General features: G+C 67.2%; 12 protein-coding genes. 5 read left to right on the forward strand and 7 right to left on the reverse strand.

Annotated features, from left to right (window positions below; genetic code table 11):
* Positions 1-15 precede the first annotated feature (15 nt).
* Complete coding sequence (locus tag FQV39_RS11655) at positions 16-1,254, reverse strand: class I SAM-dependent RNA methyltransferase (protein WP_149130439.1); 1,239 nt, start codon at positions 1,252-1,254, stop codon at positions 16-18.
* 254 nt (positions 1,255-1,508) lie between these two features.
* On the opposite strand from FQV39_RS11655, the gene FQV39_RS11660 reads away from it, so the two are divergent.
* Complete coding sequence (locus tag FQV39_RS11660; RefSeq protein ID WP_149130440.1) at positions 1,509-2,555, forward strand: cysteine synthase A; 1,047 nt, start codon at positions 1,509-1,511, stop codon at positions 2,553-2,555.
* A 112-nt stretch (positions 2,556-2,667) separates the two neighbouring features.
* On the forward strand, positions 2,668-3,723 hold the full coding sequence (gene corA / locus FQV39_RS11665; RefSeq protein WP_149130441.1) for a magnesium/cobalt transporter CorA: 1,056 nt from the start codon (positions 2,668-2,670) through the stop codon (positions 3,721-3,723).
* Between the two features lie 151 nt (positions 3,724-3,874).
* Here corA and FQV39_RS11670 read toward each other — a convergent pair whose 3' ends face one another.
* From FQV39_RS11670 to FQV39_RS11685, 4 genes are all read right to left on the reverse strand, one after another.
* The gene (locus tag FQV39_RS11670) at positions 3,875-5,653 is read right to left on the reverse strand and encodes an SLC13 family permease (protein WP_149130442.1); all 1,779 of its coding nucleotides are present in this window, start codon (positions 5,651-5,653) and stop codon (positions 3,875-3,877) included.
* 18 nt (positions 5,654-5,671) lie between these two features.
* The gene (locus FQV39_RS11675) at positions 5,672-6,661 is read right to left on the reverse strand and encodes a magnesium transporter CorA family protein (RefSeq protein ID WP_149130443.1); all 990 of its coding nucleotides are present in this window, start codon (positions 6,659-6,661) and stop codon (positions 5,672-5,674) included.
* A gap of 365 nt (positions 6,662-7,026) precedes the next feature.
* On the reverse strand, positions 7,027-7,887 hold the full coding sequence (locus tag FQV39_RS11680) for an SDR family oxidoreductase (protein ID WP_149130444.1): 861 nt from the start codon (positions 7,885-7,887) through the stop codon (positions 7,027-7,029).
* A complete protein-coding gene (locus FQV39_RS11685) occupies positions 7,871-8,752 on the reverse strand; it encodes an SDR family NAD(P)-dependent oxidoreductase (RefSeq protein ID WP_149130445.1) in 882 nt (293 codons plus the stop codon). The genes FQV39_RS11680 and FQV39_RS11685 overlap by 17 nt, the downstream gene beginning before the upstream one ends.
* Positions 8,753-9,036: 284 nt before the next feature.
* Between FQV39_RS11685 and FQV39_RS11690 the strand changes: the two genes are divergently transcribed.
* A complete protein-coding gene (locus FQV39_RS11690) occupies positions 9,037-9,837 on the forward strand; it encodes a class I SAM-dependent methyltransferase (RefSeq protein WP_149130446.1) in 801 nt (266 codons plus the stop codon).
* 119 nt (positions 9,838-9,956) lie between these two features.
* On the opposite strand, the gene FQV39_RS11695 is transcribed toward FQV39_RS11690, so the two are convergent.
* Positions 9,957-11,732 (reverse strand): acyl-CoA dehydrogenase, encoded by a 1,776-nt coding sequence (locus FQV39_RS11695; protein WP_149130447.1) that lies wholly within the window; start codon positions 11,730-11,732, stop codon positions 9,957-9,959.
* Positions 11,733-11,906: 174 nt separating this feature from the next.
* Here FQV39_RS11695 and FQV39_RS11700 point away from each other — a divergent pair, with 174 nt between their 5' ends.
* Both FQV39_RS11700 and FQV39_RS11705 read left to right on the forward strand, forming a co-directional pair.
* On the forward strand, positions 11,907-12,887 hold the full coding sequence (locus FQV39_RS11700) for an L-threonylcarbamoyladenylate synthase (RefSeq protein ID WP_149130448.1): 981 nt from the start codon (positions 11,907-11,909) through the stop codon (positions 12,885-12,887).
* 166 nt (positions 12,888-13,053) lie between these two features.
* Positions 13,054-13,953 carry a LysR family transcriptional regulator gene (locus tag FQV39_RS11705; RefSeq protein ID WP_149130449.1) on the forward strand — a complete coding sequence of 300 codons (900 nt, stop codon included), beginning with the start codon at positions 13,054-13,056 and terminating at the stop codon, positions 13,951-13,953.
* 3 nt (positions 13,954-13,956) lie between these two features.
* Here FQV39_RS11705 and acuI read toward each other — a convergent pair whose 3' ends face one another.
* The gene (acuI, locus tag FQV39_RS11710; RefSeq protein ID WP_149130450.1) at positions 13,957-14,943 is read right to left on the reverse strand and encodes an acrylyl-CoA reductase (NADPH); all 987 of its coding nucleotides are present in this window, start codon (positions 14,941-14,943) and stop codon (positions 13,957-13,959) included.
* Positions 14,944-15,029 lie beyond the last annotated feature (86 nt).

The following is a 15,029-nucleotide window of genomic DNA, read 5'->3' on the forward strand; positions in this document are numbered from 1 at the left end:
CCCGAAGCCCTACCCTCAGCCCTTCCTGCCGCGCCGGAACACACCGACGAGCTCGACATGGGCGGAATAGCGGAACTGGTCGACCGGCGTCACGCCTTCCAGTGCATATCCGCCCGCAACCAGCGTCGCAGCGTCGCGCGCGAAACTACCGGCATCGCAGGAAACGTAGATCACGTCCCGGACCTTCGAGGCCGCCAGCCGCTTGACCTGCGCCTCCGCACCGGCGCGCGGCGGATCGAGCACCACGACGTCAAAGCCGTTGAGCTCATGCTCCAGCAGCGGGCGGCGGAACAGGTCGCGCGTCTCGGTCGCGATGGGCTTCAGCCCCTGCGTCGCACCGGCGCCCTTGGCCAGGGCGAGCATCGCCGCCTTGTCGCTCTCGACGGCCAGCACCTGCATGCGCTCGGCCAGTCGGAAGCTGAAGGGGCCGCAGCCGGCGAAGAGATCGGCGACGCGCTTGCCCTTGGGCAGCGCCGCCATGACGAGGCCGGCCAAGGCCTCCTCGCCAGCCGCCGTCGCCTGCAGGAAGCCACCGGCAGCCGGGGCGACCAGCGCCTTGCCCATGTGCTGCACGGGCGGCCGGCGCTCGACGACGATCTCGCCATGGTTGGAGAGCCGGGCGAGGTCGAGCCGCTCGGCGAGTTGCGTCAGGGTGAGCCTGAGCTTGTCTCCGAGTGGGCCGTGGCCGCGCATGTCGACGTCGAGCCCGGCTTCCGAGGCGGTGACCTGGATGTCGAGCGGCTTGCTCGCACCGCCCATGCGGTTCGCCAGCATCAGGGCGACGGCAGGCGCGCGGTCCAGGCCCGGCGCCAGCACCGGGCAGGCCTCGACCGCGATCAAATCATGGCTGCGCGCGGCCATGAAGCCGACGACCGTCGCCTCGCCCTGGCGGCGGGCATGGAAGGTGACGCGCCGGCGCCCGGCGCCATGGGCATCGACGAGATCGGCAACAGGCACCTCGATGCCGGCGCGGCTCAGCGCCGTGACCACCTGCTGGCGCTTCCATTCCCGGTAGAGGCCGGGCGCCATGTGTTGCGCCGCGCAGCCGCCGCAGCGGGTGAAGAGCGGGCAGATCGCAGCAATGCGGGATTCTGAGGGCGCGATGATCTCGACGAGCTGCCCGCGCTCGCCGTCGACGACGGCGCGCACGGTCTCGCCCGGCAGCGCATAGGGAACAAAGATGTTGCCTGAGGGCGTCTGCGCGATGCCATCTCCCCGCTGACCGAGGCGATCGACGACGAGGACTTCGTTCATGGCGAGCCTTGGAGAAGGATTTTCTCCTGGCTGCGGCTTGGCAACTGGCATTTTTGCGAACTCGGGGCGTATCGCCCGCTTGCTGGTGACCTTGGCAAGGCTTTCGCACGATCACGTCGCATTCGGACGATTCCGTCCGAATGCGTAAAACGTGATCGATTCTATAAGTTTAGAGCATTGCCCCTGCGAAAAACCGGTTCCCACTTTTTCGCGCAATGCTCTATCAGGTCAGAGACGAATTGGGAAATCCGGCCATGACCATCCGCAACGGCGTCATCGAAGCTATCGGCAACACCCCGCTCATCAAGCTGCAAAAGGCGTCGCAGGAAACGGGCTGCGCCATCCTCGGCAAGGCCGAGTTCATGAATCCCGGACAGTCGGTGAAGGACCGCGCCGCGCTCGCCATCATTCGCGACGCCGAGGCCAAGGGGCAGCTCAAGCCCGGTGGCGTCATCGTCGAGGGCACGGCGGGAAATACCGGCATCGGCATCGCGCTGGTCGGCAATGCGCTGGGCTATCGCTCGGTCATCGTCATCCCGGAGACGCAGAGCCAGGAAAAGAAGGACATGCTGCGGCTCGCCGGCGCGACGCTGGTCGAGGTGCCGGCTGCGCCCTACGCCAATCCGAACAACTATGTGAAGGTCTCCGGCCGCCTCGCCGAGGAGCTGGCAAAAAGCGAGCCGAACGGCGCGATCTGGGCCAACCAGTTCGACAATGTCGCCAATCGGCAGGGCCACCTCGACACCACCGGCCCGGAAATCTGGGACCAGACGGCCGGCAAGGTCGACGGCTTTATCTGCGCGGTCGGCTCGGGCGGCACGCTCGCCGGCGTCGGCATGGCCCTGAAGGCGCGCAACCCCAAGGTGACGATCGGCCTTGCCGATCCGATGGGCGCGGCGCTCTATTCCTATTACACGAGCGGCGTGCTCAAGGCGGAAGGCTCCTCGATCACCGAAGGCATCGGCCAGGGCCGCATCACCGCCAATCTGGAAGGCGCACCGATCGATGCCGCCTTCCAGATCCCTGATGCGGAAGCGGTGCAGATCGTCTTCGATCTGCTGGAGCAGGAAGGCTTATGCCTCGGCGGCTCCTCCGGCATCAACGTGGCCGGTGCGATCCGACTGGCGAAGCAGATGGGCCCCGGCCACACCATCGTGACGATCCTCGCCGATTACGGCACGCGCTACCAATCCAAGCTGTTCAATCCCGAATTTCTGCGCTCGAAGAACCTGCCGGTTCCCGGCTGGCTGGAGCGCGACGGCACGATACTTAAGCAGGTCGCGGCCAGGGTGATGGCGTGAACCTCGAACGCATCACCGCTAAAGCGCTCTTTTTGCCGGAAAAGTGATTTCCATGGACGTGGAACAGTTCTAGCCTGCCGCATGGTGATCTCGCGATCGACGGGGTGATCACATGACAGTCTCGAACGTCAGATTTGCCGCCTCAGCGGCTCCGAAACCGGTCCCTCGCGATCCCGTCGCCGAGGGGCAACTCCACGCCGCCGGCGTCGTCGCATCAAGCGTCTACGCCCATGGCGTGCGCGTCGCCGACATTCCGGTGGAGGAAGCCGGCGACTGGGCAAACAAGGACGGCCATGTCGTCTGGATCGGGCTCTTCGAGCCGGAATCGGCCCTGCTCAAATGCGTCCAAAAGCAGTTCAATCTGCATCCGCTCGCGGTCGAGGACGCGACCAACGCCCATCAGCGCCCGAAGCTCGAGCAATATGGCGACGCCCTGTTCGTGGTGGCGCGCACCGCGCAACTGATCGACGGGCGCATCGCCTTCGGCGAGACGCATATCTTCGTCGGCCGCGGCTACATCGTCAGCGTGCGCCATGGCGCCTCGACCTCGTACACGTCGGTCCGACAGCACTGGGAGACCTGCCCGACCTCGCTGGCCAAGGGTGAGGACTTCATCCTCTATGCGATCCTCGACTTCGTCGTCGACAACTACATGCCGGTGCTCGAGGCGATCCATGACGAGGTCGAGGAGATCGAGGACAAGGTTCTCGCCAAGCCGATGACGCGCTCCGACATCGAGCGGCTTTATATGCTCCGACGCGACCTGCTGCGGCTGCGCAACGCCATCGCGCCGCTGGTCGATGTCTGCCAGCGGCTGACCAGTGGCAATGTGCCCCAGGTGCGGCCAACGCTCGCGACGATGTTCCGCGATGTGACCGACCATGTCCGGACGGTGCAGGAGAAGATCGACAGCCTGCGCGAGGTGCTCGCCTTCGCCTTCGAGGCGAGCCTGCTGGTCGGCCAGAGTCAGGAGAACGCGATCACCAAGCGGCTCGCGTCCTGGGCGGCCATCCTGGCCGTTCCGACCGCAGTCGCAGGCATCTACGGCATGAACTTCAAGAACATGCCGGAGCTCGACCTGCACTACGGCTATTATGGGGTGCTGGCGGTCATCGTCACGTCCTGCGCCGTCCTGTACTGGCGCTTCAAGCGCAACGGCTGGCTGTGAGGCCGCCACGTTTTCATGGAAGCGCACCGTCATTCCGGACAAGCCGCCTTGGCGGCGCCGATCCGGAATCCATCGTAGGGTTCGGCGCTCTACGATGGATTCCGGGTCAAGCCCGGAATGACGGCGCGTTTTCGTCAGAACTCAGCCCGCTTCAGCGCAGCGGCCAGACCAGCAGGATCATCGGCACGGCGAGCAGGATGACGATGAGCGAGAGCGGCGCGCCGAGCCGCGCATAATCGCTGAAGCGATAGCCGCCCGGCCCCATCACCAGCGTGTTGCACTGGTGTCCGATCGGCGTGAGGAAATCGCAGGCCGCGCCGATCGCGACCGCCATCAGGAAGGCATCGGGATTGTAGCCGAGATTTTTGGCGAAGCCGGCGCCGATCGGCGCCATGACGAGCACGGTCGCGGCGTTGTTCAGGAAGGGCGTCACCGCCATCGCGGCGACCAGGATCAGCGCGACCGCAGCCCAGCCCGGCAGACCGCCGCCGATCACGGCGAGCCAGGAAGCGAAGAGATCGGTGGCGCCGGTCGCGCGCAAGGAATCGCTGACCGGGATCAACGCCGCCAGCATCACCAGGATCGGCGCATCGACGTTGTTGTAGGCTTCGCGCAGTGGCACGCAGCGGAAGGCGATCAGCAACACGGCCGCGGCGAAGAAGATGAGCGGTACTGGCGCGAGGCCTGCCGCAAGCGCGATGATCGCCGCGAGCGTGATCGCAACGGTCAGCACGACGCGACGCGTCAAGCCGAGCGGCACGAGCCGGTCAGCCAGCGGTAACAGCCCCATCCCCGAGAGCTTTTCCGGCAGCAGCTTCTCGTCGCCCTGGATGACGACGACATCGCCGGCGCGCAGGCGGATATCACGCAGCCGCTGGCTGAAGCGCTCGCCGGAGCGGCTGATCGCGATCATGTTGACGCCGAAACGGCTGTGAAGCGCCATGTCGCCGGCCGATTGACCGATCAGGACGGAACTCGGCCCGATGATCGCCTCGGCGATACGGTCAGGATCGAGCGCATCCTCCTTGTGCGTCGGGCGGTCCTTGCCGATGAGGTCGAGCCGCCCCTCCGTGACGACCCGCTCCAGCACGGCAGCATCACCACGCAGCAGCAGGATGTCCCCGGCCCGCAGCCCCGCATCCGGGAGGGGCGCCTGCACCCGCCGCTCGTTGCGCAGGATCGAGACGATCTCGGCCCCGCCACCGCCGATCGCCTTGAGATCGGCCACCGTCTTGCCGGCAAGGGGCGACTTCTCGGTCAGCTTCGCTTCGGTGAGGTAATCCTTGATGTCGATGGCCTGGTCGAGCGAGACCGCGCCGCGCCGGTCGCGCGGCAGAAGCCGGTAGCCGACGCTCAGGAAGGCGCAGCCCGCGAGCGCCACGACGATCCCGACCGGCGCAAAATCGAACATGCTGAAAGGCTGGCCGCCAAGTTCCTGCCGCACGCGCGTGACGATGACGTTGGGCGAGGTGCCGACCAGCGTGACGATGCCGCCGAGCAGCGAGGCGAAGGCCATCGGCATCAGGAAGATGGAAGGCGATTTCCCGTCCTTGCGCGCGAGCTGATAGGCGATGGGCAGCATCATCGCGAGCGCGCCGATGTTCTTGATGATCGCCGACATGATGGCGACCGCGAAGACAAGCAGCGGCACCTCGAGCTGGGTCGAGGACAGGCGCGGGCCCAGCTTCGAGAACAGCCGCTCGATGATGCGCGACCGCGCCACCGCCGCGCTCAGAACCAGCGCGCTGCCGACGATGATCACGATGTCATCGGAAAAGCCCTTGAACGCCTCCGCCGCCGGCACCAGCCCGAGCGCCACGGCGAGCAACAGCGCCAGCATCGCGACGATGTCATAGCGCAGGCGCCCCCAGAGGAAGGCCGCCATCATGCCGGCGACGAGGAGGACGGAGAGGAGCTGAGGCTGGGTCATCCGGTCATCAAGGTAGCCTCAGAGCCATTTCTTCCAGCGGAAGAGCAGATAAGGCAGCACCGCGAACAGGATCATCAGCCCGACCGCCAGCGGATAGCCCCACTGCCACTCCAACTCCGGCATCGTCTTGAAGTTCATGCCGTAGATCGAAGCGATCAGCGTCGGCGGCATCAGCGCGACAGAGACGACCGAGAACAGCTTGATGATCTTGTTCTGCTCGATCGAAACGAGGCCGAGCGTGGCGTCCATCATGAACTGCAGCTTGTTGGAGAGGAAGGCGGCGTGTTGCTCGATGGCCTGCACGTCGCGCACCGCAGAGCGCCATTCCGCTGAGAAGCCCGTCTGGGCCTTCTTCGGCCGGGTATAGTTGGCCGAGAGAAAGAGCAGCACGCGCTCGACCGAAACCATGCTCTCGCGCACGTTCGAGATGATGTGCTCGTACTGACCGATCTTCTGGATGACGATCTGATAGACCCCACCCCGCTCGACATCCTGCCCCCGCCCGGCGAAGACCCGGCGCGAGGCGATGTCGATCTTGTCGCCAACGCCGCGCAGCACCTCCGCCGCACGGTCGACGATCGCTTCGATCAGGCCGTCGAGCACCGCTTCCGGCTGCTCGCCGCAGCCGCCCGGCTTGGTGGCGCGATTGAGGAAGATGTTGAAGGCGCCGGGCTCGTCATAGCGCACGGTCACCAGCGCCTTCTCGGTGAGGATGAAGGTGACGTCAGCCAGCTTCGGGACGACCGTATCGGACTGGCAGATGACGCGCGCCGTCATGAAGCGCGCGCCATCCTCGGTGTAGATGATCTCGGAGGGTTCGAGATCATGCATCTCCTCGCGCGTCGGGATCGAGATCCCGAGATGCTGCTCGACGCGCCTGTCTTCCTCGGGTGTCGGGTTGAGCAGATCGATCCAGACGGCGTCTGCCGGAAAGGCCTCACCCGGTTCGAGCGTCGCGTGCCGAAGCTTGTCGCGCGAATCGGAGGAGACGCCGTGGATTATCAGCATGGGCGCGAATCTCGCTGCACGGTCACGATAGGAGCCGGCAGGAACTCCGATCCGGGACGCATGTCAAACCGATGACGGCTCGGAGCGAGGCTTTCCGTCATTGCGAGCGCAGCGAAGCAATCCAGGGGATTGGGCTGAACGTCTCACCCAGTCTCCCTGGATTGCTTCGCTGCGCTCGCAATGACGGACGAGCGGCGTCAGACCCCGCCCTTCACACCCTGCGGCGGCTCCGCGCGTCATTCCGGGCGCAGCGAAGCGGAGACCCGGAATCCATCGTAGAGCGCGACGCCCCTCGATGGATTCCGGATCGGCGCCGCTTCACGGCTTGTCCGGAATGACGGCGCGTGGAGAGCCTTGCCGTTACCTCAGACGCCGCCCTTCACGCCCTGCGGCGGCTTGCTGTCGGCAGGCACGAAAAAGTCGGGCATCAGCGGCACCGACGGATCGACGCGATAGGGCGTGAAGTCGGTGACGCCCTCGCCCGCCATGAAGCTGTCGTCGATCAGGAAGTTTCCGGAGAACTCGCGGGACGGCTTCGAGAAGATCATATGGGCAGCGTCCGCCAGGATCTCGGGCGTGCGACTCGCCTGCACCATCTTGTCGCCGCCGAGCAGGTTCTGGACGGCGGCGGTGGCGATCGTCGTACGCGGCCAGAGCGCGTTGACCGCGATGCCCTTCGGCGCCAATTCCCCGGCGAGCCCGAGCACGCACAGGCTCATGCCGTACTTCGCGATGGAATAGGCGAGATGCGGCGCGAACCACTGCGTCTTCATGTCGAGCGGCGGCGAGAGCATGAGGATATGCGGGTTCTCAGCCTTCTCCAGATGCGGAATCGCGTATTTCGAGACCATGAAGGTGCCGCGCGTGTTGATCTGATGCATCAGATCGAAGCGCTTCATGTCGGTCATCTGGGTGTTGGTGATCTGGATCGCGCTGGCATTGTTCACGACGATGTCGATGCCGCCGAAGGTCTCTGCCGTCTTGGCGATCGCCTCGGCGACACTCTGCTCGTCGCGAACATCGACCATCAGCGGCAGGCATTTGCCGCCGGCCGCCTCTATCTCGGCGGCAGCCGTATAGATCGTGCCGGGCAGCTTCGGATGCGGCTCGGCGGTCTTGGCCGCGATGGTGACGTTGGCGCCATCCTTCGCCGCCTTGAGCGCAATGGCCAGCCCGATGCCGCGCGAGCCGCCGGTGATGAAAAGCGTCCTACCCTTGAGCGACATCGCCGCCTCCCTGTTGGTTCGTGATGACGAAGCGGGCGGGCTGCGAGCCGTCCCGATCGGTGAAGCCATAGGCGCGCGCCAGATCGGCGACATGCAGCACCTGTCCGGCGAAGCCCGCGACTTGCGGGTCGGCAGCGAGCGCCGCGACGGCACGGCCGGCATAGAGCGGCGTCTCTGTCGTCTCGGCGTCAAGGCCCGCGTCCCGGACGCGCTCGGTCAGGACATGGCCCGGCGAGATCCCGAGCGCGGTGACACCGAAGGGCCTGAGCTCCTCGGCCATCGCGAAGCTCAGCCGGTTCATCGCCGTCTTGGCGAGATCGTAGAAGACATCGCCGAGATAGCCGCCCGCCGTGTCGAAGCTCACCGTGACGATGAGACCGGCGCGCATCTGCACCATCGCCGGTGCGACGGCGCGCGCGAGCAGGAGCTGCGCATAGACTCCGCTTTCGAAGCTCTGGCCCAGCCTCGCGGCAGGCCGGCGCCAAAACGGCGCCCCAAAGCCGGAGCCGTCCGGATAGCGCTCGCCGTCATAGCCTTCATTGCCGCCCCAGACCGCATCGACGACGCAATCCAACCTGCCGAAGCGGCGCAGCGCCCAGGCGACGAGCCCGTCGACCTCCCGCTCATTGGTATGGTCACAGCGATAGGGATGGCCCCTGCCGCCGGCCGCCTCGACCTCGCGGGCCGTATCCTCGAAGGTTTCCGGGCGCTGGTCGGTATGCGGCCCGGCTTCGCTGGAGCGCCCGGTGACGATCACCGTGGCGCCGGCCTCGCCCAGCGCCTTGGCGATGCCGCGCCCGAGCCCGCGCGAAGCGCCAGCGACGAGGCAGATGCGGCCGGAGAGTGGGGGAGAGACGGCCGTCATGGGCGCACCGCCAGCCGCCCTTCCGGTCCGCGCGGCGCGGACGGGAAGGCACCGCCGTCATTTCGGGGCGCCGCGAAGCGGCGAGCCCGGAACCCAGAACCGATGCGTTGCATTGCGAAGCGCACCGAGCTTGAACGCCTCATTATCGAAGGGCATCGGTTCTGGGTTCCGGGCTCTTCGCTTGCGCGAAGCCCCGGAATGACGGCGCGGATGGAATGGAAACGGGCTGGCCACGAAGCCCCCGCTGCTCTATAGCCCCGCTCCCCTCGCAACGGAGCAGAACCATGGACAGCGCGGATGTCGCGGCCTGCTGGGAGGCCAATGCCGAAACCTGGACCCGGCATGCCCGCGCCGGCTACGACCTCTATCGCGACGCGCAGAACACGCCGGTCTTCCTGGCGAACCTGCCGCCGATCGCGGGCTTGAGCGGCCTCGACATCGGCTGCGGCGAGGGCTCGAACACGCGCAAGCTCGCTGAACGCGGGGCGCGGATCACGGCGGTCGACATCGCACCGACCTTCGTCCGTCATGCGCAGGAGGCGGAAGTCGCCGCCCCGCTCGGCATCGACTACCGGCTCGGCGACGGCACCGCCCTGCCCCTTCCTGACGCCCAATTCGACTTCGCCACGGCTTTCATGTCGCTGATGGACATGCCGCGGCAGGACAAGGCCCTGAAGGAAGCTGCGCGCGTGCTGAAACCGGGTGGCTTCCTGCAGTTTTCGATCCTTCACCCCTGCTTCGCGCCGCCCTATCGCAAGGTGCTGCGGGACGACGCAGGCAACGTCCGTGCGATCGAAGTCGGCCGCTATTTCGATGGCGTCGACGGCGAGGTCGAGACCTGGCGCTTCGGGGCCGCGCCGGCCGAGGTCAAGGCCAATGTCGAACCCTTCCGCGTGCCGCGCTTCCACCGCACGCTGAGCGAATGGGTCGCGATGATCGTCGCGGCCGGGCTTACGATCGAGCACATGGCCGAGCCGCGCATCGACGCGGAGACGGCCGAGCGAGCGCCCTATCTGGCCGATACGCGGATCGCGCCGTTGTTCCTGCATATCCGCGCCCGCAAACCGGCCCGGCAAGGGATCTGACGCCTGCGCCGCCTGGATCGCCTCGTCATTGCGAGCGCAGCGAAGCAATCCAGGGGGGCGTAGAGCTCTGCCGCCCCTGGATTGCTTCGTCGCTGGCGCTCCTCGCAATGACGAGGTTGTCACGCGGCGAAGACCACCGCCGCGTCGGCGATGGCGCCAGCGCCTTCCGTCACCGCGAGTTCGAGGGCCGGCGCCTCGGTCGCAAGATATTCGGCGTAGAAGCGGGCCGTGGCGAGATCGCCGGCGCCCTCCGCCTCCGAGCGGGTGGCGAGCGCCTTCTTCGCCAGCCCCGTGCCGCCCTGCGCCAGCGCGAAGAGCTTGAGGTAAGGCGTGGCCCCCGCCAGCGCATCGGCCTGGCTCGAACCCAGCGTCGCCAGCATCCACTGCGTCGCCCGCTCCAGCGCATCGACGGCAGCGCCGAGGCGGGCAGCAGCATGGCCGAAGCCCGGCGTGTTCGCGCGCTCGACCTCGCCGACCACGGCGCGCATCTCGGCGATCAGCGCCTTCACAGCCTCACCGCCGGACAAGGGCAGCTTGCGCGTGACGAGGTCGATCGCCTGAATGCCGTTGGTGCCTTCGTAGATCGCGGCGATGCGCGCGTCGCGCAGATGCTGGGCCGCGCCGGTCTCCTCGACGAAGCCCATGCCGCCATGGACCTGCACGCCGGTCGAGGCGACATCGATGCCGATATCGGTGGCATAGGCCTTGGCGACGGGGGTGAGGATCGCGGCGCGCTCGGCCGCAACCTTGCGCTTGCCCTCGGCGGGTTCACGGTGCGAGCGGTCTAGCGCCTCGGCAACGAGATAGGAGATCGCGCGCGCCGCTTGCGTCTTGGCGCGCATATCCATCAGCATGCGGCGCACATCCGGGTGGACGATGATCGGGCTCATGCCCGCGCCCTTCGGCGCGTCGAGCGCGGCGCCCTGCTTGCGCTCATGGGCGAAGGCGAGCGCCTGCTGATAGGCACGCTCGGCGATGGCGACGCCCTGCAGCGCGACGTTGAGGCGGGCGTTGTTCATCATCGTGAACATGCAGGCGAGGCCGCGATTCTCCTCGCCGATCAGCCAGCCGATGGCACCGTCCTTGTCGCCGAAGGCCATGGAGCAGGTCGGCGAGGCGTGGATGCCGAGCTTGTGCTCGATGCCGGAGCAGCGCAGGTCGTTGTGCGCGCCGAGCGAGCCGTCGGCATTGACCAGATATTTCGGCACCAGGAACAGCGAGATGCCCCGCGTGCCGGGAGGGGCATCGGGCAGGCGCGCCAGCACGAGATGGATGATGTTCTCCGTCAGATCGTGCTCGCCATAGGTGATGAAGATCTTCTGGCCGGTGATGCGATAGGTGCCGTCGCCGACGCGTTCGGCCTTGCTGCGGAGCGCATTGAGGTCCGAGCCGGCCTGCGGCTCGGTGAGGTTCATCGTGCCCATCCACTCGCCGGAAACGAGCTTGGCGAGATAGGTCTCCTTCAGATGGTTGGAACCATGGGCATAGAGCGCCTCGATGGCGCCGACCGTGAGCAGCGGGCCAAGGGCAAAGGCGAAGGCGGCGGAGTTCCACATTTCGATGCAGGCGGACTGCAGCAGCGTCGGCAAGCCCTGCCCGCCAAAGGCCTCCGGCGCCGGCAGCGAATTCCAGCCGGCTTCGGCCCAGGCCTGATAGGCCTCCTTCCAGCCCGGCGGGGTGGTGACGGCGCCGTCCTTCAGCTTCGAGCCATAGGCGTCACCGACCCGATTCAAAGGCGCGATGACATCGGTCGCGAATTTCGCCGCCTCGTCCAGCACGGCCTCGGCGACGCCGCCCTCCAGCTCCGAAGCCAACCCGTCTGCGATCAATCGGTCGAGGCCTGCGACATGGCGCATGGTGGCGAGCATGTCCGAAACCGGGGCGCGATAGCTCATAGGTCGTCTCCCTGAGGCGCGCGGGCCCGAAAGGGCAGCCGCAGCCTGCTTTTGCCGTTGCCGCGATGGTAGCGAGGAACTATCGCCTATGCCACGCGCAAGCGAGCGCGACCTTCGTCCCGTGTCGTGCCCATCATTTAGTTTATATATAAACAATCATCGGTCAATCTCGTCGTGAACCAACCCCTTCCCGCCTCTCGCCACACGAAGCTTCTCGCCGCGGATGCCGCCGGCATCGCCGAGGCAGCGGCGCTGCTGCGCGCGGGCGGGCTCGTCGCGATGCCGACGGAGACGGTCTACGGGCTCGCGGCCGACGCGACCTCAGGAACCGCCGTCGCGGGCATCTACGCCGCCAAGGAGCGGCCAAGCTTCAACCCGCTGATCTCGCACCTGCCCGATCTGGCGAGCGCGCGCCGGCAGGGGCTGTTCGACGCCAACGCGCTGGCACTCGCGCAAGCCTTCTGGCCCGGGCCGCTGACGCTGGTGGTGCCCTCATCTTCCGGCTGCACCGTCAGCGAGCTGGCGCGGGCGGGGCTCGCCACGGTGGCGCTGCGCGTCCCGGCCCATCCGGTCGCGCATGCGGTTCTCGAAGCGGCGGGGCGGCCGATCGCGGCGCCCTCCGCCAACCGTTCCGGCCGGATCAGCGCCACCAGCGCCGCCCATGTCCTGGCGGATCTCGACGGGCGCATCGACGCCGTGCTCGATGCCGGCCCGACCGAAGTTGGCGTCGAATCGACCATCGTCGCCTGCCTCGACGGTGCGCCGCGCCTGCTGCGGCCGGGCGGCGTGCCGCGCGCGGCGATCGAGCAGGTGATCGGCCGCCCGCTCGTGCTGACAGGCGAAGCCGGTCACGCCCCGATCGCACCGGGCATGCTGAACTCGCATTATGCGCCGGCCGCGCGAGTCCGACTTGACGCCGACGCGCCACGGGAGGGCGAGGCCTGGCTCGGCTTCGGGCCGGGGCAGGACTTGCCGGCGTCGTTGAATCTCAGCCCGACCGGTGATCTTCGCGAGGCCGCGAGCAATCTCTTCGGCCATCTGCGGCAGCTCGACGAGATGGGGCTGCGGACAATCGCCGTCGCCCGCATCCCGGAACAGGGGCTGGGCGAGGCGATCAACGACCGGCTGCGACGCGCGGCAGCCCCGCGCAACTGACAGGCGTCATTGTCGGGCGAAGCGAAGCGCAGACCCGAGAATCTCTTGCAGGATTGAGAGCCCCTCCGCCCAGAGATGCTCGGGTCAAGCCCGAGCATGACGGCTGATCCAAGCTTGCATCGATGCAAGATTTCGGCTTGCGTGCTGGCGGGAGGACGCACAGCCGATGAATGCCAAGCTCGCCTGGGATGATTTCCGGCTGGTCAAGGCCATCGCCGATCATGACGGGCTGACCGGCGCGGCTGCCGCGCTGTCAGTCAATCACTCGACGGTGTTCCGGCGGCTCGGCCAGATCGAGGAGCTCGTCGGCATGCCGCTCTTCGAGCGGCGCAAGACCGGCTATGTCGCGACCGTCGCCGGCGCCGAGATGGCGGCGCTGGCGAGCCGCATGGACGAGGACGTCACGGCCTTCGCTCGGCGCCTGGCCGGACGTGATGTCACGCCCTCGGGCGAGTTGCGCATCACGACGACCGATACGCTGTACCAGAACGTGCTGCTGCCGATCTTCACGGCCTTTCGCCGGGCTCATCCGCTGATCCGGCTCGATGTCGTCGTCGGCAACCAGGCGCTCAACCTGTCGAAGCGTGACGCCGATATCGCGATCCGCGCTAGCGACACGCCAGGCGAGACGCTGGTCGGCCGGCGCATCGCGACCATCGCCTGGGCGATCTATGGCCGCGCGGAAGACGGCATCACGCCTGAGGAAAAAGCCGATCCCACCCTGCTCTACCAGCGCGACTGGGTTGCGCTCGGCGACCAGCTCTCTCACGTCAAGGCGGCCCGCTTCGTGCGCGAGCATGTCGCGCCGGAGCGGATCGCGCTGAAGAGCTCGGCCGTGCTCGGCATTGCGGAGGCAGTCGGACAGGGCCTCGGCATCGGGCCCGTGCCGTGTTTCATCGCCGACCAACGGCCGGATCTCATCAGGCTGCGGCCGCCCAACCCCGACTTCTCGACCGGGCTGTGGGTGCTCACCCACCCGGACATCCGGCACGTGCCGCGCGTGCGCGCCTTCATGGATTTCTGCAGCGGCGAACTGGCGCGGCAGCGGGCGCTGTTCGAAGGATAAGCCTCAGCCGATCTCGACGACGACGCGGCCCTTCACCTTGCCCTCGACAATGGCTTTGCCGGTCTCAATGACCGCTTCCAGCGGGATCGTCGTGGTGATCAAGGCGAGCTTCTCGCGGTCGAGGTCGCTGGCGAGGCGCTTCCAGGCTTCGAGGCGGCACGGCTTCGGGCACATCACCGAATCGACGCCGAGCAGCGCGACACCGCGCAGGATGAAGGGCGCGACGGAGGCCGGCAGGTCCATGCCCTGCGCCAGCCCGCAGGCGGCAATGGCACCGCCGTATTTCGTCATCGAAAGCAGGTTCGCCAGCGTATGCGAACCAACGGCATCGACGCCCGCGGCCCAGCGCTCCTTGCCGAGCGGGCGGCCAGGGGCGGAAAGCTCGCTGCGATCGATGATCTCGGCCGCGCCGAGGCCTTTGAGATAGTCGGCCTCCTCGGCCCGGCCGGTCGAGGCGATGACGTGCCAGCCGGCCTTTGCCAGCAACGTGATCGCGACCGAGCCGACGCCGCCGGCCGCGCCCGTCACGACGACCGGGCCGTCGGAGGGCTTGAGGCCATGCTTCTCGAGCGCGAGAACGCAGAGCATGGCGGTGTAGCCGGCGGTGCCGATCGCCATCGCCTCGGCGGGCGTCAGGCCTTCCGGCAGCGGCACCAGCCAGTCACCCTTGACCCGGCTCTTCTGGGCATAGGCGCCCAGATGCGTCTCGCCGGTGCCCCAGCCGTTGAGCACGACGAGATCGCCCGGCTTGAAATCAGGATTGTCGGAGGTCTCGACCCGGCCGGCGAAGTCGATGCCGGGGATCATCGGCCAGCGGCGCACCACAGGAGCCTTGCCGGTGATGGCGAGGCCATCCTTGTAGTTCACCGTCGAATGGGTGACGCGGACGGTGACGTCGCCCTCCATCAGGTCGGCTTCGGGGAAATCGGTGAAGGCGAGGTTCGGCCCGGCCTCGCCCTTGGTCGCTACGAGGGCCTTGAACGTCGTCATCACTACCTCCCCAACCTGGGCATCGGACCGAAAAGTGGAATCCGGTTTTCGGACCGCTCCGATGCCGATCCAAAACACGAAAGCCG

The sequence above is a fragment of the Bosea sp. F3-2 genome, from assembly GCF_008253865.1.
Classification (GTDB): domain Bacteria; phylum Pseudomonadota; class Alphaproteobacteria; order Rhizobiales; family Beijerinckiaceae; genus Allobosea.

Excerpts from the sequence above, each read along its gene's own strand:
- FQV39_RS11685 (WP_149130445.1), bottom strand. The coding sequence starts at position 8,752 with ATGACGGCCGTCTCTCCCCCACTCTCCGGCCGCATCTGCCTCGTCGCT.
- acuI (WP_149130450.1), bottom strand. The coding sequence starts at position 14,943 with ATGACGACGTTCAAGGCCCTCGTAGCGACCAAGGGCGAGGCCGGGCCG.
- FQV39_RS11670 (WP_149130442.1), bottom strand. The coding sequence starts at position 5,653 with ATGACCCAGCCTCAGCTCCTCTCCGTCCTCCTCGTCGCCGGCATGATG.
- FQV39_RS11660 (WP_149130440.1), top strand. The coding sequence starts at position 1,509 with ATGACCATCCGCAACGGCGTCATCGAAGCTATCGGCAACACCCCGCTC.
- FQV39_RS11655 (WP_149130439.1), bottom strand. The coding sequence starts at position 1,254 with ATGAACGAAGTCCTCGTCGTCGATCGCCTCGGTCAGCGGGGAGATGGC.
- FQV39_RS11675 (WP_149130443.1), bottom strand. The coding sequence starts at position 6,661 with ATGCTGATAATCCACGGCGTCTCCTCCGATTCGCGCGACAAGCTTCGG.
- corA (WP_149130441.1), top strand. The coding sequence starts at position 2,668 with ATGACAGTCTCGAACGTCAGATTTGCCGCCTCAGCGGCTCCGAAACCG.
- FQV39_RS11690 (WP_149130446.1), top strand. The coding sequence starts at position 9,037 with ATGGACAGCGCGGATGTCGCGGCCTGCTGGGAGGCCAATGCCGAAACC.
- FQV39_RS11680 (WP_149130444.1), bottom strand. The coding sequence starts at position 7,887 with ATGTCGCTCAAGGGTAGGACGCTTTTCATCACCGGCGGCTCGCGCGGC.
- FQV39_RS11695 (WP_149130447.1), bottom strand. The coding sequence starts at position 11,732 with ATGAGCTATCGCGCCCCGGTTTCGGACATGCTCGCCACCATGCGCCAT.
- FQV39_RS11705 (WP_149130449.1), top strand. The coding sequence starts at position 13,054 with ATGAATGCCAAGCTCGCCTGGGATGATTTCCGGCTGGTCAAGGCCATC.